Annotated in this window: 12 protein-coding genes and 1 pseudogene; 9 read left to right on the top strand and 4 right to left on the bottom strand. The window is 68.1% G+C overall.

The features are described 5' to 3' along the window. Positions 1–67: 67 nt before the first annotated feature. Positions 68–442 (bottom strand): hypothetical protein, encoded by a 375-nt coding sequence (locus WMF11_RS05425; protein ID WP_437907336.1) that lies wholly within the window; start codon positions 440–442, stop codon positions 68–70. A 671-nt stretch (positions 443–1113) separates the two neighbouring features. Further along, positions 1114–7142, bottom strand: a pseudogene (locus WMF11_RS05420) (RHS repeat-associated core domain-containing protein); the annotation flags it as partial. 371 nt (positions 7143–7513) lie between these two features. Between WMF11_RS05420 and WMF11_RS05415 the strand changes: the two are divergent. From WMF11_RS05415 to WMF11_RS05390, 6 genes are all read left to right on the top strand, one after another. Continuing rightward, positions 7514–8110: a hypothetical protein gene (locus tag WMF11_RS05415; protein WP_437976670.1), complete on the top strand. Its 597-nt coding sequence runs from the start codon at positions 7514–7516 to the stop codon at positions 8108–8110. Between the two features lie 12 nt (positions 8111–8122). Continuing rightward, entirely contained in the window at positions 8123–8689 is a 567-nt protein-coding gene (locus WMF11_RS05410) for a sterol desaturase family protein (RefSeq protein ID WP_437907333.1), read from the top strand. Further along, complete coding sequence (locus WMF11_RS05405) at positions 8686–9441, top strand: sterol desaturase family protein (RefSeq protein WP_437907331.1); 756 nt, start codon at positions 8686–8688, stop codon at positions 9439–9441. The genes WMF11_RS05410 and WMF11_RS05405 overlap by 4 nt, the downstream gene beginning before the upstream one ends. Beyond that, positions 9441–9608: a hypothetical protein gene (locus WMF11_RS05400; protein WP_437976669.1), complete on the top strand. Its 168-nt coding sequence runs from the start codon at positions 9441–9443 to the stop codon at positions 9606–9608. The genes WMF11_RS05405 and WMF11_RS05400 overlap by 1 nt, the downstream gene beginning before the upstream one ends. Before the next feature lie 128 nt (positions 9609–9736). Further along, positions 9737–10429: a hypothetical protein gene (locus tag WMF11_RS05395; protein ID WP_437976668.1), complete on the top strand. Its 693-nt coding sequence runs from the start codon at positions 9737–9739 to the stop codon at positions 10427–10429. 74 nt (positions 10430–10503) lie between these two features. Continuing rightward, positions 10504–12207, top strand: coding sequence for a DNRLRE domain-containing protein (locus WMF11_RS05390; protein WP_437976667.1), 1704 nt, complete (start codon positions 10504–10506; stop codon positions 12205–12207). Positions 12208–12264: 57 nt separating this feature from the next. Here WMF11_RS05390 and WMF11_RS05385 read toward each other — a convergent pair whose 3' ends face one another. Then, a complete protein-coding gene (locus tag WMF11_RS05385; protein WP_437907326.1) occupies positions 12265–13656 on the bottom strand; it encodes a right-handed parallel beta-helix repeat-containing protein in 1392 nt (463 codons plus the stop codon). Positions 13657–14155: 499 nt separating this feature from the next. On the opposite strand from WMF11_RS05385, the gene WMF11_RS05380 reads away from it, so the two are divergent. The 3 genes from WMF11_RS05380 (at position 14156) to WMF11_RS05370 (ending at position 18450) form a co-directional block, all read left to right on the top strand. Next, complete coding sequence (locus tag WMF11_RS05380) at positions 14156–15337, top strand: N-acetylglucosamine-6-phosphate deacetylase (protein ID WP_437907325.1); 1182 nt, start codon at positions 14156–14158, stop codon at positions 15335–15337. A gap of 527 nt (positions 15338–15864) precedes the next feature. Next, a complete protein-coding gene (locus WMF11_RS05375) occupies positions 15865–17085 on the top strand; it encodes an aldose epimerase family protein (protein WP_437976666.1) in 1221 nt (406 codons plus the stop codon). A gap of 165 nt (positions 17086–17250) precedes the next feature. Next, a complete protein-coding gene (locus WMF11_RS05370) occupies positions 17251–18450 on the top strand; it encodes an alpha/beta hydrolase (protein ID WP_437907322.1) in 1200 nt (399 codons plus the stop codon). A gap of 116 nt (positions 18451–18566) precedes the next feature. Here WMF11_RS05370 and WMF11_RS05365 read toward each other — a convergent pair whose 3' ends face one another. Further along, the gene (locus WMF11_RS05365; RefSeq protein ID WP_437976665.1) at positions 18567–20222 is read right to left on the bottom strand and encodes a glycoside hydrolase family 30 protein; all 1656 of its coding nucleotides are present in this window, start codon (positions 20220–20222) and stop codon (positions 18567–18569) included. Positions 20223–20431: the final 209 nt, after the last annotated feature.

The following is a 20431-nucleotide window of genomic DNA, read 5'->3' as shown; positions in this document are numbered from 1 at the left end:
CCGATGGATCGGATCGTACCTCCACTCGGTCACGGGCCCATGATGCCGCGATCCGGGCGGTATCATGCTATATATTCTTATCGCTCAATTGCTGGTTCAGGATGTCGTGCAGCGGCGTTCCGTTGGGACTGTTTATCTCCCACTCGCGCCCCCCCTTTCGGAATATCAGCCTGAATTCTCCCTTCTCTGCGTCATCTTCGATCACTCTCGAGCCGTCGAGGACAGCGAGAAAGCCGAAAACCGCTTGATGGGCCGCCATGTTGAGCACTCGGAGCAGCGTCGCCTGCTCCTGGTCGGACAAGGTTTCAAACCACCGACTGGCCTCAACAAGATTCTTCTCGGGCCGACGCCCCGGCGGGTGCTCCAATGTTGCCACCGTCGCTTCGGTTGCGGCTTCGAGGACATTTTTTTGTATCGCTGCGACAAATTCTTCCGGTGTCATTTTGTAAAGGCTCCAGGGTACATTTCCTTGTTGAGTCGAACTAGCTCTTGGAGTGGGCCGTTTGGCACATTGGTGGACTGACGCAAGTTCCAAATGTCATGAGCGAGCAGCGCCCGCGGTGAGAGCGATACAGGCCCTCGGAGCGTCGGAACCAAGGCGTGTTCACCGCGGGGTAAGGCGATGGCAGGTCCGGAAGCCCTGCTGTAGCCAGGGACGACTTGCTCCATTGCGTGCGCCTGTCCCACATGATGAATGTCGAGTGCATCCCCAACAACTGAGCGAGCTTTCAGTGCGTCGTAGGTCCCCACTTCGTATGCGGCGACTCTCGGGGCTCCGCCTGCAGCTCGAGCCGCAACCACCGACTCCTCCGTCGCCGCCCCCAGCCCCCTTCCCATCCCGAAGACGGTGGCCGCGGCGAGCACCATCGTCTTGGTCCCCGCCGCGCCCGCTGTCCGATAGTCATCCCGATCGATGGCGAGGGCCGTGTCCGCCGCGCCGCGGCCGATGTGGTAGAGCGGGTTGACGGCGTTGAGCGCGCCGACGAGGCCGTCTTCGTCGTAGCCCTCCCACATCGCGCTGGCGAACTCGTAGCCGCTGTACATCCCCAGCGTCAGCGCATTCAGCACGAGCATCCGCCCGATCCCTGCTCCGAGGTCGCGCGTCCCCTCCGCGGCGCCCAGCAAGGTCTGGCCGACGACGGTGCCCGGGCCGCCGACGCCCGAGTGCTCCGGCGAGACGGTCACCGGCTGCGGCACGTACCCGGACGAGCTTCCGGTCGTGCCCACGTCGATAGGCGCCGTCGTGGCGCCGACCTCCACGGCCTCGCGCGGCCCTTCTTCAGGCTGGTTTGCCTTCGGCGGCGAGTAGAAGAGATCCACGGCGTATTGTTCCGGGTGCACCACCGAGTCGACCGGCAGGATCGGCTCCTCCACCGGCTCTTCCTGGAAGCCGCTCGGATCCACATGATTGAGCGGGCTGTTGCGTACGTAGCTGTACGGATTCCAGCTCTGCCCGAAGGACGGAATCGAAACGATCGGGTCCGTCGTCAAGAACCGCCCGATCCTGGGATCGTAGATCCTGCCCTTCATGTTCACGAGCCCGAGCTCGTCGTCGCTCTCGTGCCCCGTGAATCCCTGCGTCGTCTCGCTCGGGAACGACGCCGGCGGGCGCTCGCCCCACACGGGGTTCCTGCGCTGCCCGAACGGGTCGTAGCTCCGCCGTTCGATCACAGCGCCGTCCTCGTCGGTGAGCGCATCGATCGAGCCGAGGTGATCGACATGCACGTAGCGCGTACCCTCGTCCGAGCCTCCCCGGGTCACGATCGCCACCACGCGCTCCGGCGAGTGGACGTGGTACCGGTGCTCCACGGCGCCTGACGCCGCTTCGGTGACCCGCTCGTACAGATCGCCGAAGTAGAGCGTCTCCATTTCCGGCGTGGTCTTGCGGATCCGCTGCTGGTCGCCGTCGTAGCCGAACGTGATGGTGCTCGCGCCCTGCGTGATCTGCTCCGGCAGGTCGAACGGCGTATAACGCACCGTCGCGCCGCCAGGCCGCGCCGTCTGATTACCGACAGCGTCATGCGCGAAGGTGTCCGTACCCGCGCCGGTGATCGCATGCGGGTGCAGCGGGTCGTCATACGAGAGGTCACCGACGTCCGACTTGAAGGTGAGATTGCCGTTCGGGTGGTAGTCGTAGCGGAGCGCGCAGGGCGCCGTCGCGCTCTCGAGATCGCCGAAGTATGCGCAGGTCAGCCGTTGGATCAGATCATACCGGAAGCGCTCCGTCGTGTTCTCCGGCTGGAGCGCGTCGGTGCGGCGCGTGAGATTCAGGAGATCGTCGAACCCATAGTCCAGGTCTTGCACCTCCCCCGCGCCGCTCTGCGTCGCCATGTGCCTCAGGCGCTGCTTGTCCGCGAAGTAGCTCCGCTCCGTGACGGCGCCGTTGCCGAACACCTCCTCCCGGAAGCGCCCCGCGTCGTCCACGCCCGCCAAGCGCCAGTAGGCGAGGTTCGTTCCGCTGTCTCGCACGGCGAGCACATGCCCGTGCGCGTCGCGATCGTGGGCCACGACGAACGGCGTCGCGCCGGCAGGCGCCGGGTACGTGACCGTCTCGACGCGGCCGAAGTCGTCATAACCGAGCCTGGCCTCCAGCGGAGAGCGCTCGCCGTCGATGCGGAGCGCGATCGTGTCGAGCTGGCCACGGCCCGTGTACCCGTACGTCTTCTCCCCGTCGGGGCTCGCGAGCGTGTGCAGCTTCCCGACGCCATGCGCCGCGGTGTCCCAGGTCCACGTGGTCGTCAGGCTCTCCGCGCCGTCCTGGTCCACGCGTGAGCGGGGTCGACCGAGCGCGTCGTACATCCACGTGACCTTTCGCTCGAGCGCGTCGGTCGACGAGATCAGCTCGCCGAAGCCGTCATGGATCGAGACCGTCGTGCCCCGATCGGGGTCGTCGAGCTGCCGGACACGGCCGAACGCGTCGCGCGTCGTGCGCGTCACTGCCTCACCCGGATCGGTGACCGTGTGCAGCAGGCCGAAGGGGCCGTACGCGTAGCGGGTAATCCCGTCGGCCGCGTCGGTGATGGTCTTGATGCGCCCCAGCGGGTCCTGCTCGGTCACCGTCACGTGATCGAGCGGGTCGGTGACGCGCACCTGCAGGCCATCGTACGCCGTCGTCGTGACCGCGTTCCACGGCGTCGTATGGCGCACCTCGCGGCCCGCCGCATCGTACTCGTAGCGATCGTACAGGATCGCGCTCTCGGGCGTGTCCTCCCTGACCGGCACCGAGCGCCGTGCGATGTGCTCGCCCAGCGCGTCGTACCCGATCTCCTGCATGATGCGCTTCGCATCACCCGAGCCCTCCGACGGCTCCGGTTCGGGCCCGTGTCCCAGCCATCGGATCGGGCGGCCGAGGCTGTCGAACTCCACCGTATCGTCGGCCCCGCCGGTCGTGATGCTCCGCTGCCTCACCCGCCAGGCATCCTGCTCCGGGCCACCCTCCTTGCTGCGAGCGAGGGTGACGGTCGTCGTCGTGCCGTCCGGGCGCCTCTCGATGCCGAGCCGCCCGAAGCCGTCGTGCACCCACATCGTCACGAGCTGATTCGGATCGACCCGCTTGAGGAGCACGCCGAGCGCGTCGTCGAACTCCAGGAGCGTGGTGTGCCCGGCCGCGTTCACGTACTTCTCGGGGAACATGCCCTCCTCGTCGAAGCCCGTGCTGAATGGCCGCTTGTGCCCGAAGGCGTCCTCCGCCGTGACGCCGGTGATGTTCCCGAAGGCGTCGCGCGCATAGGTGAGCTTCAGCTTCGTGTCCGGCAGGCCGTCGTCGCTCTCGGTGGACTCGGTCTCCACCTCGCCGTGGATCGTGTTCGTTCGCTTGAGGGTCCTGCACTGCGACATCCCGGCCGCCGCGCTGCACTCCTTCTGCGTTTCAAGCTGGCCGAGGGCCCAGCGCCCTGTATCGTTCTTGAACGACCGCGTGACCTCGAGCGTCAGGTCGACGCCCTCCGTCGACACCTCCTCGGCGCGCACGTTGCCGAACGTGTCGAAGTCCATCACCTTCGATACCGAGTCGCGCAGCAGCGTCGCGCCGTCACCGCCACGCTCGATCGCCCGCACGTACGCCTCGACAGAGGGCGTCGCGTCCCCGCTCGGGGGCGGATAAACCCCTTGCGCTCGCCGCACCCGGCGCTCGGTGGGCAGCGTGAAGTACGTGGCGCCGTCGTTGGTCGGCACGAGCGTCCGCGTCACGTCGCTGAACGAGAGCTCGATCAGCTCCGGCCTGGGCTGGCTCGCGAGCCCCGGAGCCCCGCGCAGCGTCCGCTGGATGCTCCCCGCGAAGGGAAAGACCTGGAGCTCGTCGTCGAAGGTGACGTGATCGTAGACGTCGATCGTCACGGCCCCCGTATCCAGGTCGGTGACGATCCGCTCGCCGAACCCGAGAAATCCGCGGCCCAGCCGGTGGTAGCGCCCGTCGCGGTAGCCGACCTCGAAGCGCCTCGCTCGATCCGCGCCGTTGTTGAGCGCGTACGCGCTGACCACCCGGCGAGGGCCCGCGACGCACTGCCGAGGATAGCCGCAGTCGTCCGCCGCGCCGGAACGCGCGACGTAGAGCGCGCTCCTCCTTTCAGGATCCTCCTCCGCGCCTCCGCTCGTGACCGGCGCATCGGTCAGGTGGCCGTACGAGATGCTCACGTTGGGCACGAAGCCCGGCTCGGTCGGCTCGTGCGCGTTCATCCCGTCAGAGACCGCGACCAGGAGATCCTGGTCGGCCGAGAGGTTCTGGAAGACGTTGAACACGCCGCCGAGCGCCAGGATCACGTCCTGGGCCCCGTCCCCGTCGAGATCGCCGGTGCGCAGCCCGCGCGGATCGGCGAGCGTGATCGCGTCGCCGAGCTTGGCCTCGAAAGGAACCCCTGCATCGACGAGCTTGAACGGCGGCCCCGCCAGGTCGCCCGTCGCTTGCAGGACGGCCCAGGAGGGGAGGACATTGGAGCCACTCAGCAGCATGCCTGGTGGGACGGGCATGAGCAGATCCTGCCGTCCATCGCCGTTGAAGTCGAGCGGCACCGCGAGGCGGAAAAGCGCGTCGTGATCCGGGGCCCCCAGCAGATCGCCGAAGCTGAACGCGTCGACGGTCCGGAACGGCGACATCACGAACGTCGGCCCCGTGTTGACGTAGGTATAGAGCTGGTGGTCGCTGCTGCCGGATTCGACGGCATCGGGCAGGCCGTCGCCGTTGACGTCGAGAAAGACGACGCGGCCCCCGCGCCGCACGACAGGGAGCTTGGTGTCGATGAGCTCCCAGCGCCCCTCGCCCCGGCGCATGATCGCTTCGTAGCTTTCTCCGATGAGGGGCGTCCCGTCATTCCACAACATCAGGGAAGGCACGACGAGATCGATCTTGCTGTCGGCGTCGATGTCGAGCGTGTGGAGCTCCACATCGCATGGATAGGCGCTGAGCACCTCGATCGATTCGCCCGTGGGGCCGAACTCCGCGGGCGTCGCGCCGCGCGCGGGCCTCCAGAGGTGGACGGTCCACACGGTGGACCGCGGATCCGGTACCAGCTCCTCGACGTGGTCCTGGCACTGGATCAGATCCGGCACCGAGTCGCCGTCGAGATCGGCGAGGTGCACCGAGGCGACGGGGCTGCTCAGGCTCGGCGGTCTTGGCGTGCTCCCGAGCGGGAACGGCCGGCGGATGCCCGTGTCATGCAGCGCGAAGGTCCGGTCCGGCCGGGACAGGAGCACGTGCCATGTGGTCCTGGTGTCGAAGACGCGTGGAGAAAGACGTCCATCTGCCCATCGTCGTTGTAATCGAGCACCGTCCCGAGCTCGGGCTGAAGAAGGGCCGGGTCGGACGGTCCATCCGCATCGGCGGCGAACAGCCAATCCTGGAGGAAGGCGCGCTCCGGCGCCGCGAGAAAGGACGGCGAGGCGCTGGGCCCGAGGTTGCGCGCCACCTGCCACGTGGTGATCGGATGCGACGGCGTGCTGGACCCCGGGACGATGTCCGGAATCACGAGATCGTCGAGGCCGTCGGCGTCGATGTCGAACACCATCGGGCTCGCCTTCTCGGAGACCGGCTTGTCGATGTCCGTCGTCAGCCGTTCGAATCCGGGCTTTCCGCGGCTGTACTGGAACCGTGTCGGAGGCTTGCAGACCCCGTCGCTCGCGCACTCCTCGACCTGGGTCAGGAGCGTCCGGCTCGTCGTCGGGCTGAGCTCGTAGCGGAAACCGTAGCTCCGGACCAGCGCGTCGCCCGGACCGAGCATCTGGATCTCCTCCAGGCGAAGCGAGCGCTGGAGCGCCACGCCGCCCGAGTAGCCCGTGCGAACCGAGGCCAAGTCCTTGGTACCATACACGAAGCGCACCGCCCGGGTGGGCGCAAGAGACGGCGTGCCCTCGAAGCTCGTGTAACGGATCTCGTCGATCGCGTACTCGGCGGCATGACCGTCCTCGGCCTCGGCGAGGCAGTACGCGTACGTCATGGCGTTGCCGCGGCCGTCACGGGCCTCGTTCGCGAGCCACGCGCGCGGGACGCCGTCTCGCGCGAGCGGCTTGCTGCCATCGTTGCGCCCGTACTCGACGACGCGGCCGGAGGGCAGATAGGCCTCGAAGAAGAGCGCCTCGGCGGGCGCGCCGCCTTCCGGAGCGTAGTGTCCGACCACCTTGACGAAGGTGTCCGGGAACGTGCGGTACTCGATGATTCCCGGCCCCTCTCCCACGGGGACGAGGCGCTGGCCGTCGAGGCAGAGCCCGTCGTCTCCGTCGTACCGCACCGCGCGGACCTCCCCGTCTTGCGCGAGGCTCTTCGGACATCGCGTGATCGCGGACAGTCCGCTGAGGGAGAAGCCGTTTCCGAGCACGCCGTCGCCGCCGTCGCTGCGGTAGACGAGCTGGAGCCCGGGACCCATGCCCGCACGCGACGGCGGGGAGGCCAGACCCATGGTGTACACGGCCTCGCCGGTGCTCGTGATGGAGAACGCCCCGGGGATGGTGCCGGCGGCGACGGTCTCGACCTCCGGCGCGGGACGGGACGTGGCAGGGCCATGCGCGCGCTGCGTCCGGCAGGCGACAAGGCCAGGCGGCTCCGGAAGCGGCTCACCGAAGGCGCACTGGCACCCGCCCGACGCGAGCACGCAAGCCAGAAACATCCAGAGCGGGATCAACGCCCGGAGCGACCAACGCGGAACTGGCGACATCTCAGCCTCCCCGGCGAACAGCCGTGCCACGGCGCTGCATCGCGCGTCAAGCGCCGCGCTCCTGCGGAACCGCGCCATCGACGCCGAGATCGACGCATTCGTGAATGCCTCTGTACGTGTCCGGGGTGCACGCCGCAGGCGCCACAGCTGCGCTCATCAAGGCGCGATTGGCCGTCCATGCTCAAGTCGCGACGAGGAGAGGGCAAGCGAGCGTGAACGCGCGCATGACGGCGTGCCCCCTACCTCGACGAGGACCAGCTCACGCGGGGGTTACCGACGATCTGGAACCGAGGGGCACGGGAAGCTGGAGTCCCTGACACGGGCGACGATCTGCGCGCCAGCTCCGGCGCGCTCCGTGGTAGGATCTCATCATGGCCGAGCTCATGCCGACGCCGGACGCCGCGCTGTCGCATCGCCTCGGAGCGCGTCCGGCGCTCGGGGCACGCGCGCAGGAGCTCTTCGAGGAGCTCTCCCCCTACCGCGGCGACGGGCTGCGCAACCACTGTCTTCGCGTATTCCACTTCACGATGCTGCTCCTCGAGCGCCGCCGCCAGAAGGCCGATCCCGACCTGCTCCACGCGCTGGCGATGATTCATGATCTCGGGCTGCTGTGCCCAGACGAGCGGGGCGGAGACTACATGCAGCGCAGCCGCTCGCTGTTCCACCGCGCCTTCGCCGCGAAGTCGTTCGAGCTCTCCCCGCACGACCTGCGCGTGGCCGACGAGTGCCTCCTCTACAACCATCGCCTCCGCCCGACGCCGGCGTTGTGCCCTGAATCGACGGCATTCCGGCAATCGGTGTGGATGGACCACTCCCTCGGTGTGCGCCGCTACGACCTCGACGTCGCCTCGGTGCGCGACGGCTTCGCGCGTTATCCGCGGGGCGACTTCAACGCCGTCCTCCTCGACTTCGCCCGGCGCGTCCTGACGCGCGAGCCCTGGACCCTCGTCGACGGCATCTTCATGTGAGGGCTGGGCCGCATGTCGACCCTGCGTCGCGCCATGTTCCGGGACCCCGCCGACGCGCGGCGGCTCGCCGTCGTCGCGGCAGCCGAGGTGCTCCTCCTCGGGATCGGCGTGTGGAGCGGAGGCGGCGCCCTCGCCGGAGCGCTCTTCTGGGCGGCTGGGCTCGCGGGCTGGACCTTGATTGAGTACCTGCTCCACCGCTTCCTCTTCCACCTGCCGGCGGAGCACCCGCTCGCCTTCCTCGGCGCCCGTATCCACCTGGCGCACCACGAGGCCGCTGACCAGACGCCGATCGTCAAACCCCCCGCTGCCACGCTCGGAGCCTTCTCCGCCGGCTTCTGCGCGACCGCGGCGGCCGCGGGGGTCTCTCGCGCCGCGCCGCTCTGGGCCGGGCTCGTCGCCGGCTATCTTCTTTATGAGCTCTCCCATCTCGCGGCGCACCTGCTCAGCGACGCCGAGCACCCTCTTCCGGCGCAGCGCCGCCATCACCTCCGGCACCACGCCGCGCCGCGCGCGCGCTTCGGGGTGAGCTCCGCGCTCTGGGACCGGGCGTTCGACACCGGGCGCGAGGCAGGCCAGTGAGCGCGTCTGACCAGAGTGGCTCGCCCGACCCCGCCCCGCTCGACGACCCGGGCCGGGCCGAGCTGCGGCGGCGCCGGGTCATGTCGATGCCGCGGTGGTACTCTCCCTGGCTCCACCTCGCGAGCACGGTCGGCCTCGGGTGTGGGCTCGCGGCGCTCTCGCTGACGCGGTTGCATGGCCTGCGGACCTCGGAGCTCGCCGCGATTCCGCTTTTTTTCGTCTTTTGCAATGCCGTCGAGTGGCGGGCGCATCGGGGTCTGCTCCACCGGAGGCGGCGCTTCCTCGAGGCGTTCTACGACCGGCACACGCCGGTGCACCACCGCGTGTTCGTCGAGCACGACATGGCGATCCGCACACCGCGTGAGCTCGGCTTCGTGCTGATCCCGTCGTACGGCATCGCGGGTGTCTTCGCGCTGACGCTCCCGCTCGCGCTCGCCCTCAGCGCGGCCGGTCAAAGCAACCTCGCATCGCTCTTCGTGGCGACGTGCATGGGGTACATGGTGCTGTACGAGTGTCTCCATCTCGCGTACCACCTCCCGCCGGAGAGCAGGATAGGCCGCAGCCGCGTCGTGGCACGGCTCCGGCGCCACCACGGCGCGCACCACCGGCCGTCGTTGATGCGGCAGTGGAACTTCAACGTCACCTTCCCCCTCTGGGATCTGGTACGCGGGACGTACTACCGCGGCGACGCCGCGGACGCGACGACCCGGGATGTGCGCTCCGGATCAGCGCTCGAGCGCCTCGAACGGTGATGTCAGCGCCCGGGAACCGCGGGGCGGATCCGGCGGTCACGCAGATCAAATTCCCGTTCGGCCAGCTCTTCTCGCTCGTTCCGAGAGAGAGCGATGACGCCGTGGAGGCCTCAATGGTCCGCGGTAGGGGCAAGGCTGCCGAGCGGCTCAGCATCCCGGAGCTCTGATCGCAGCGCCGCGCCCTCGCCGACACAGACTTGTTGCACACTGGCCCGTCCAGCTCCTTTACCTTCCGCCCGCCGAACGACACGGGCCATCCAGGATCGTCCGATGGCCACGTGAGAGGAGGGGCGGCATGGATCTTCCAACGTGCATGGCGGTGCGACGTGCGGTGAGGCATGGCGCGGTGCAACCCGGCACCAGCGCGACGACGAGCGTCGGGCTCGGGGCGTTCGCCGCGCTCGCCGCGCTCCTGGCGCTCTTCGCGGCGTGCGGGGACGGCGGCGACGACGGAACGGGCGCGGCCCGAGGGCCCTGCGGCGGCGTGTTCTGCGGCGCGGATCAGTACTGCAACTACCCGCCAGGCGACTGCGGAGAGGGCGGCGTCGTCCCAGGGAATTACGGCGTCTGCCAGGAGCGGCCCCCGTCGTGCGACACCGCCACGCCGCGCGACGTCTGCGCCTGCGACGGGCGCTCCTACGCCAACGCCTGTGAGGCCGCGCGGGCCGGCGTGAGCGTCGGCAACGGCGAGGAGTGCGCGGGCGCAGCGCCGCCGGGGACGTTCGCCTGCGGGAGCTACTTCTGCCGATCGGACGGCGAGTACTGCCAGACCATCGAGGATCAACACGACGAGCTGTTCCGGCTGCCGCCGCAGAGCTCGTGCAAAGCGGTCGCCGTCGCCTGCGCGCCGGAGCCCTCCTGCACCTGCCTGATCGACGTGGTCAAGCCGGCTGGCAGCAGCGACAAAAGGGAGTGCACCACCGCACCGACCTGCACGCAGGACGCATCCGGCAATTTCGCCCTCCGGTGCGCCGGCAATCTTTACTGAGCTGCCATCGCGAGCGGCGGGCTCTGCCTCGCTCACACCTACGTTCGAGATCAGGAGAAAGGGTAGACAGACTCATGCAGAATTTGCGCACGCGAGAGGACGCAGGCACACACGAACACCGACAGACGAGCTGGTCGAGACGATCGAAGGGCGCCCTCTGCGCCGCCCTGCCGGCGCTCGCGGTCATCCATGCCTGTGGCGCCAATGACGGGTACATCGAGGAGGTCCTGGAGACGCGGCAGACGCTGACCACGGTCTCCTTCCAGCAGGGGTCGCTCCCGAGCTCGTCGTACGCCGGCTCGACCGACGCGACCCTCCGGCAGGCCGCCGGCACCACGAACTATGGCGGAGCCACCACGTGCGAGGCCGACGGCGACGACGGCTCGGGCGTGGACAAATCCTGCCTGCTGAAATGGACCCTCTCCGGCATCCCCGCGGGGAGCATCGTCCAGTCGGCGTCGATCACCCTCCAGGTCACGGACGGCTCCGCGAACACGTACAGCGTCTACGAGGTGAAGCGCTCGTGGAACGAGTCACAGGTCACCTGGAACAACGCGACGTCCACGACGGCGTGGGCCACCGCGGGCGCGATGGGCTCGACCGATCGCGGAAGCCTCGTGGGCAGCGTCACCGGCAGCGCCGGCGCCAGGACGATCACGCTGAACGCGGCCGGCGTGGCGCTCGTCCAGGCCTGGGTCGACGGGACCTCCAACGACGGCATGCTCATCGCGAGCGCGTCGAACACGGACGGCATCGACTTCGCGTCCTCGGAGCACGCCACCGTGGCGCAGCGGCCCAAGCTCACGATCACGTATGGCGCGCCCGGCGGCGGCGCGGGCACGCCGACCGATCCCGATCTCCTGATCGCCTTCATCGGCGACCAGGGCGCGAACGGCAACTCGGACGCGGTGCTCAACCTGATCAAGGACGAGGGCGCCGCGGCGACCATCCACAACGGTGACTTCGACTACGCGAACAACCCGACCGCGTGGGACAACCGGATCAACAGCATCCTCGGCGCGAACTATCCTTACTTCGCGATCATCGGCAACCACGACGCCGCGGCCTGGGGCGGCGCGAGCGGCTACGCCAGCAAGATCCAGGCTCGCCACGCGGCCGTGCCGTCGATGAACTGCACAGGCGAGCTCGGCGTCAAGTCGACGTGCAACTTCCGCGGGCTGCACATCATCCAGTCCTGCGTCGGGACGAGCGAGCTCCGGTCGACCTGCGCCGCCAACGCGGCCGACCAGGTGGACTTCATCCGCGACGCGCTCGCCGCCGACAGCTCGATCTGGTCCATCTGCAACTGGCACAAGAACCAGAACGACATGCAGGTCGGCACCAAGGGCAACGAGGTCGGCTGGAGCGCGTACCAGGAGTGCATGAACGCCGGCGCCATCGTCTCGACCGGCCACGAGCACTCCTACGCGCGCACGCTGACCCTGACCGACGTCGGCAACGCCGCGACCGGCCACGGCAAGACAGGCGCCTACGACCTCGTGGAGCTCGGCCCGAGCCGTAACTTCGTGTTCGTCTCCGGCCTCGCCGGCGTCGGCATCCGCGACTACGACGCGGCCAGCCACGACGACGACACGTGGTGGGCCTCCTACTACGCCGGCAACAAGTGGAAGAAGAACAACGTGGTCATGTCGGGCACCGCCGCCTATGGCGCCCTGTTCATCCGCTTCCACGTCGGCGGGGATCCGAAGCGCGCGACGGCGTACTTCAAGGACGTGAACGGCCGCCTCGCGGACGAGTTCACGATCCAGGTCCAGTAAACCCGGGCGGCCCCGGCGAACCTGCGGGATCCATGGGTCCCGCCGGGGAACAGCCGGCTACTCGCAGCCGGGCGGGGCAGACAGCCCGATCAGCGAGAAGAACGTGCCGAACGTGTTGTCCTCGAAGCAGCTGTCGTGCGTGTCCGGCACGGTGAGCAACGTCAGGTCGCTCGCGGCAAAGTAGAAGGGGTTCTCGGCGGGCGATCCTGGATCCAGGCCGTTGCCCGTCACCGTGTTGCCCGCCACGTGGTTGTCGCGGGCGTCCTGGTCCATCAGGTACGGAACGGTGATGGACGGATCCGTCCGGCAGTCGAGGCTCGGTATGCCGCTGGCCACCGCACAGTAGTCCGCGATGGTGATACCCGAGAGCTTGTTGCCGAAGACACGGTTGCCCGAGATCTCCGACTCGTCCACGCCGACATAGAGAACCCCGATTCCGGGCGGGATAGCCGAAAGAATGCTCCCTGGCCGCGCCGTGTTCGGCCTGTTGTTGTCGACCACGTCGTTGTCGCGAACGTCGATTCGCCTGGCGCCCGCCCGGACGTCGAAGATGCCCGGCAGGAGCACGACCGAGAACCCCACGGCGTTGTTCCTGGCCACGTTGTAGCTGAGATCGACGTCGTCGCTGTTCGACACCTCGAAGCCGTTGGTGTTGTCTTCGACCAGGTTGTGCGTGACCCGGACGTCCTCGGAGGTCTCGACCCAGATGCCGCTGTCATTGGCGCCCGTGGCCTTGCTCAGCGCGATGAGCCCGTTGCGCGATTGCGTAGGGAAGATCCCGTAGCTCTTGTTGTTGTCCGAGTGGACGTCCACGATCCGGAAGCCGTCGACGCGCTCCGTGAACAGGCCGTTGTTGACGAAATTGCGGATGGTGATGCCGCGGATCTCGACGTCGTACAGGGCGGGCTCGCCGCTCGTCGCGGCGCTGTGGATGCCAGGCTTGAGCTCGAACGGCGGCGCCATGCTCTCGTGGCAACCCATGCAGTCGTTGCGCTCGCTGGGCACGACGACGATCCCGTTGCGCTGGCCGCCGGCGTTCTCGAGGACGACGCGCTTCGTCGGGGTGTTCTGCCCGATGAGCGAGAGGCCGCTCTTGTTGATGATCAGGCCGTTGGTCGCATTGGCGGTCTCCCGGTACACGCCTGCCAGGACGAGGATCCTGGCCCCGTCGTTCGCCTGGTCGATCGCTTCCTGGATCGACTGGCCGGGCCGGACGACGAGGGTCTGGCGCTCGTCCCGGCCGGCCACGAGCAAGCTCTCCTCCGCCGGCGGTGATGCATGACAGCGCTGGCAGCCGGCGTTCTCACCGGACCCGAACATCGTTCCATACGGCGCGGTCCACTCCGTCAGCGTCGCGCCGGAGGCGTGGGCCCGCGCAGAGACGAGGCATGCAGAAGCTCCCCCGGATACCGCACACAACACGACCAGCACGGCGCGATTGCAGCTCATGGAACTCCCCTCTGCGATCCCGACGATCCGCGGCATGCAGTCGCCCGCGCTGCGTCTACGACAGCTGAGCGCGAATTCTCTGCATGTCACGATATACCATGCCTTCCGCTTGCCAGCAAACCATGGTGCTTCACCACGTCAGCGGACCACCACGCCTGGAGGCGGAAACTGGCGACGATCCCCGGAAGGCAACCTCCTTCAAATCGGTCGATTCATCCCGGACGGGTCGATGGAAGCGTGTCCGCGGAGCGCCTGGGACACACGCCAAGACGAGGACAGGAGACGAGGGCACCAGCTATCCGGACGGTGAACGCTGGCCATCAGCAATCCACCCCGGCGCTCTTGCGCCCTTCATTCTTCAGCATCAACATGCCGACGCGCCGGCTCGCGGACAGATCCATGAACGGTTGAACGGCGCTGTCCGCGTCCAGCAGAAGGTCGACGAGACCCCCTCGCCCTGTGGGAGAGGGCAGCGCGAGCGGACGTGGGGCCCCCTGTCATGCGTGTGCGGGCAAAGCATTATCGGACGGGCCAGCCTCTCGACCTCGTCTGCGAGCGAGGCGCGATCCAGCGCGTCGAGTCCGCCGGCGCCGGCCCCGCCGATCACGAGGCGGATTGGGTCGCGCCCGCCTTATGCGATGTGCAGATCAACGGCTGCGGGGGGATCAGCTTCAACTCCCTCCAGCTGACACGAGCACAAGCCCGCCACGTCGTGGACACGTGCCAGCGACACGGCATCGCCCAGCTCTGCCCCACCCTCGTGACCGGCTCGTTCGATGCCCTGATGCACGGATGCCGCACCCTTCGCGCCGCGTGCGACGAGGATCGGGAGTTGAGCCGGGCCATCGTCGGGATTCACCTGGAGGGCCCTTACATCTCGCCGGACGACGGGCCGCGCGGAGCGCATCCGAGGCACCATGTCCGCCCACCCAGCTGGGAGGAATTTCAACGCTTTCAGGACGAGGCCGCCCGCGGCATGATCAAGATGGTGACGCTGGCGCCAGAGACTCCGGGGGCGCTGCCGTTCATCGAGAAGCTGGCGAAGGCGGGCGTGGTCGTCGCCATCGGCCACACTGCGGCGTCGGCCAGCTGCATTCGCGACGCGATCCGCGCCGGCGCACGCATGAGCACGCACCTGGGCAACGGTTCCCATGCGATGCTGCCCCGGCACGACAACTACCTCTGGGAGCAGCTGGCGGCGGATGAGCTCTGGGCCAGCATCATCGCCAACGGGCATCACCTCCCCATCCCCGTGATGCGCTGCATCCTCCGCGCCAAGACGCCGGCCCGTTTGATCGTGACGTGCGACGCGGACCCCCTGGCCGGGCTGCCGCCGGGGAAGTATCGCGAATGGGATCAGGAGTTCGAGATCCTCCCGGCGGGCAAGATCGTCGTGCCCGGCACCAGCTTCCTCGCTGGCTCCTGGGCGTTCACGGACGTGTGCGTGCGCAACCTGCTCAACCTGGGCGAGACGTCGCTGCCGGACACGATCGACATGGCGTCGAACCGACCGCGCGCCCTGCTCGGGCTGCCCCTGCGCCGGATCGAGGCCGGCGAGCCGGCGGAGTTGATCCTGTTCGACTGGTCGCCGGGGCAGGAGTTGCACGTACGGGCGATCGTGATGGGCGATACCTCAACTGGGCACTGCGCAGACCCAGAGCACCCAACAAGACCCCGCTGACACCGCTCGCGAGCCGGCTCGCTCGAGTGATGCTCGGCTGACGGCGCGGTGGTCGAGGAAGCCGACGCGCACGCCGCGAGCGGCGCGAGCGCCATCGTGAGGCACAGCCTGGAGGACCGGCCAAGCTCGACATCGGATGGCCGACAAGTCTCCTCCGGAGCGGCGCGTCAAAAGGGCGGGCGCAGGGCCACGGTATTGTTCGATGTGGATTCCAATTTCGGGATCGAGGCTCGCCTCGCGCCGGTTCATTTGAGTTGACATGGGGAATGTGAACGTTCACAATTTCGTCTCAGGGTATCGTTTCGCTTTGTCCCGGGTAGCCGTCGTGCGCACCGGACTCCTGGTCCTTTGTACCGGGATCGATCTCTGCGCCGGCTCCGCTCGGGTGTCGTGAACGCAGGCCGTGACGAGATCGCGGGGGCTCGCCTGCGCTGGGCTCGCTCAGGTGGAGCCGATCCAGGTGAGACAATCGTGGCGGAGGGAACAGCATGGCGATGGGTAGGACGAGATCGTGGTTCGGATTGACGATGACGGCGTGCCTCGCAGGCGCGTGCGGCGGCGCGCAGGCCATCGACACGCCCCCTGCGGCAGCGCCGCCTGCGCCTGCGCCGGCGGCGGCCCCCGCGGCGGACGCCGCTCCAGCGGCCCCGGCCGCCATATCCAAGCCGCCTGGTGGTGAAGCCGTGAACGCAAAGCCCGCTTCCGTCTCCAAGGCGCCCTTCGGCAACGCCGATGGCAAAGAGGTGATCCTCTACACGCTCACGAATGCGAACGGCCTGGTCGCGAAGGTGATGACCTACGGCGCGACGGTGACCGAGCTCCACGTCCCCGACAGGACAGGGAAGATGGGCGACATCGTCCTCGGCCACGACAACCTCGACGGGTACCTGAAGAGCAGCCCGTACTTCGGGGCGACGGTCGGCCGCGTGGCCAATCGCATCAAGAACGCGCAGTTCCAGCTCGATGGCAAGACCTACAAGCTCTCCGCGAACAACGGCGCCCACACGCTGCACGGCGGCAAGAAGGGCTGGGACAAGGTGGTCTGGGACGCGGAAGCGACCGAGACGCCGGACGGCCCGTCCATCAAGCTCACGTACGTATCGAAGGACGGGGAAGAAGGATACCCCGGCACGGTCAACGCGACCACGACCTACACGCTCACCAACAAGAACGAGCTCAGGGTCGAGATGTCGGCCACGACCGACAAGACAACGATCGTCAACATGGCCCACCACGGCTACTTCAACCTGGGAGGGCACGGCTCGGGCTCCGTCGCCGACCAGGAGCTGACGCTGCACGCCGACAGCTACACCCCGCCGGACGCCACCGGCGTCCCCTCGGGCCAGACCAAGCCGGTGAAGGGGACGCCGCTCGATTTCACCGCCGCCAAGCCGATCGGCAAGGACCTGGAGGCGATGGGCGGCAAGCCGGTCGGATTCGACCACAACATGGTCATCAGCGGCGACCCGCACAAGCTCCGCGAGGCGGCTCGGGTCAAGGATCCGAAGACCGGCCGGGTGCTGACGATCGAGGCCGATCAGCCGGGGATCCAGTTCTATACCGGCAACTACCTCGACGGGTCGATCAAGGGCAAGGGCGGCGCGGTGTACAACCAGTACAGCGGATTGTGCCTCGAGCCGCAGAAGTTCCCGAACTCGATCAACGTCCCGGCCTGGAAGAACGAGGTCATCCTCAAGCCCGGCCAGCGCTACGCGCAGACGGCCGTCTTCCGGTTCACCACCGAGTAGCTCGTCGGCGGTCACCCGCGCTGCCTCGCGGCGCCTGCGCGCTCACGCGAACGTCACAATCGGCTTCAATCGGCTTTACGTCCGCCACCGGCGCGCGAGCGCTGCGGCCTGACGTCGGCGCCGCACACGCCAATGGCGGGCGGCAACTTCATCCCAGGAGGATCCATGACCCGGTCGATCCCGTGCAGTATCTCACTCCTCGTCGCGCTTTCAATCGCCGCTTGCGGGTCCGACAACGACGCCGCCGACGGCTCGGGCGGCAGCGGAGGAAAAGAAAGCAGCAGCAGCGCTTCGAGCAGCAGCAGCAGCAGTTCTTCGAGCAGCAGCTCTTCGAGCAGCACCGGCAGCACCTCGGGCGCGGGCGGCACGGACGACCCGAACCCGAGCGGCGGGGGAGGACAGGGCGGGACGGTCGATCCGGTCGGCACCGAAGGCGACGGCGATTTCGAGATCGGGCCTGACTACCGGGACGCCCCGGAGATCAGGAGGATCGACGGCGTTCCCCAGGGGCGGACGTTCACGTTCACCCTGTCGTCCCGGGAGAGCAAGATCTTCACCGGCCACGATCCGACGTTGAACGACAACGCCAAGGGGGATTTCAACCGCCGCGTGGAGGTCGCGATCCCGGCGACGTACGTCGACGGCGCGGAGGCGCCGTTCATGGTCGTCCAGGACGCGCGGGACAGGAACGAGATCATCAACACGATCAACAACTTCGTCGCGGATCCGGACAACCGCTTCCCGAGCGTCATCACCATCTTCGCCGCGAGCGGAGGGGGCGACTCGTACGGCAGCGAGCGGGGGCTCGAATACGATACCATGTCGGACGCTTATCAGAGGTTCGTCGATACGGAGCTCCTGGAGGCGGTCAAGAACGACCAGGCCGTCCGCGCCGCGTACCCCAACCTGAAGTTCACGAGCAACCCGGATGGCCGCGCCTCGTACGGGTGCAGCTCGGGCGGGGCGGCGGCGCTGACCATGGGCTGGTTCGGCCACGACACCTACCGCAAGATCGTCACCTACGCCGGCACGTTCGTCGACCAGCAGAACCCCATCGCGCCCACCGAGGCCGAGTATCCCGACGGCGCCTGGGAGTACACGGAGGGGCTCATCCGGGACAGCCCGCCCAAGCCGTTGCGCGTCTTCCTGCAGGTCGGCGAGAACGACCTCGGCAGCACCCGGGATGAAGCCAGCCACCACAACTGGGTGATGGCGAACCAGCGCGTGGCGGCGGTCCTCAAGGAGAAGGGGTACCATTACCGCTTCGTCTACGCGAAGGGCGCCGGCCACTGCGACGGGAGGGTGATCAAGCAGACGCTCCCCGACACGCTGCGCTGGATGTGGCGGGGCTATCCGGTCGATTGACGACACGGGCCGGTGGCCTTGGGGGCAGCCCGCGAGCGCCCCGCACGACGCGCCGACGCACAGCGTCGTGAAGCGGACGGTCCGACGCTCGACCATGGATGTCGAGCCAGGCGAAATCAGGGCATCGGGATGACGAAGGTGGTGACGGAAAAGGCCGGGACCGTCACCACCAGGCGATAGCCTTCGATCGCCATGTCGGGGAGCCGATCGAGGTCCTCCGTGCGCGAGGTGCGGTGCACCTCCGCGGCGGGACCGACCGTGGGCAGCCGGGTGAGATCGAGCGTGTAGCCGCGGCTCGCGTTGCGATCGCCGTTGCGGACCACGAGCGAGAGAGAGCCCCCGTCGGCGCTGACCGCGGCCACCATGTCCTCGCTGTCGACGTCGACGAAGCGCGCGCCGGGCCGGATGTAACGGCTGAAGCCGGCATGCATGTAAAAGCGCTTGATGGGAGCGAAGGACTGCTCGCGGTCGTTCAGCGTGAAGCTCGCCCAGCTGCGCGACGGATCGCCCGACTGCCAGTCCACCCAGGCCTCCGGCTTCAGCTCGCGCAGATCGTCGATGATGCGCTCCGCCATGAACAGCGCCGCGTCCGTGTCGTCGCTGATGTTCTGCCCGAGCGGCCCCGACTCCGATTGCCACAGCCGCTTGCCGAGCCTGGTCGCCAGCCGCCGGAGCTCGCTGCGCTGGCTGCCCGCGTAGGAGTGGACGTTGAGCTGCTGGAAAGCGGCGAGCGTCCCCGCGCCGAAGGCGCCGATGTTCCGGACGGCATCATCCATGCTGTTCTCGTCCGACGCGCTGACCGCCGTCTCGCCGAGGCCCTTGCTGGTCAGCTGCTTGGCCACCTCCTGGATGATCTTCTCCTGGCTCGCCCGGTCGAAGTGGCATCCTTCCTGGGAGCCGTTCGATTTCCACCAGTCGGCGAAGGGCTCGTTCAGCGGCTCCAGCGTGCGAAAGGTGATCCCGTGCTCGTCCCTGTAGTGACGGACGACCTCCGTGAGGTAGTGGGCGAAGTCGTCGTAATGGTCCGCCTTGAGGTTGTCCTTGCCGTTGCTGCTGCCCGAGGCGCAACCGCTGTTCGTCATCCAGTAGGGGGGAGAGTTGGAGAACGCCTCGAAGATCAGATCCGCTCCGCGCTCCGCGATGCGCAGGAGGATGGCGCGTTGCCTTTCGTCGTTCGCCCACGTGAAGGTCCCGTCGGCGCTCTGGAATCCAGGCATCTCGCGGTGCTCCTTCATGTGCTCGTGGGACGGGTTCTCCCCGCCGCCGATGTTGTAGCGGAAGACGTTGTAGCCGAGGCCATTCACCGGATCGACGACCGCGTCGACCACGGCGTTGCGCCTGGCTTCCTGCCATCCACCCACGTGATCGGCCCACCAGCACAGGCTCGTGCCCCAGCCCTCGAAGGACTGGTGCATCACGTCCGTATCGACCCGGACGAGCTCCGTGCCCGGAGCGGCGGTCACCGTGGGGCGAGGCTCGCCCGGCGCGCCCCCGCTCGCGCCCGACGAGCCGCCGCTGGTCGAAGCCGCGCTCGCCGCCCCTGCCCCGCCGGAGCCCGCCGGCGCCCCGCCGGAGCCCGCTGGCGCCCCGCCGGAGCCCGCTGGCGCCCCGCCGGAGCCCGCGGCTCCTCCTGCTCCGGTCGAGGGCGCGCCGCCGCTTCCACCGTTCGACCCGGCCTCGTCCGAGGGAGCTGCCGAATCACGACCGCAGCCCGATACGAGGACCAGGGTGATCGCAAGGAGGGACGAGGTTCTCGACGTCCTGGTCATCATGGGGTCGTCCCCGAGAGCCGGCGACCGGTCGCTCCACGGTGAGAGGTCTCAACAGCTCTCTCAGGTGGCCGATGACCTGTCCGGCCGGGCAAGGCGCCGAACAGGCAGCGTCTTCCCAAGAACCGCAACATTAGAGCATGGCGGCCCGGAGCGTGGAAGATGGGACCCGAGCCGATCCCATATTCCCGTCCTCATGTAGTTCTCTTGCG

Source organism: Sorangium sp. So ce295 (assembly GCF_051527405.1).
GTDB lineage: Bacteria > Myxococcota_A > Polyangia > Polyangiales > Polyangiaceae > Sorangium > Sorangium cellulosum_B.
Note: the sequence above shows the minus strand (reverse complement) of the source record. Positions and strands in the feature narration are given on the sequence as shown.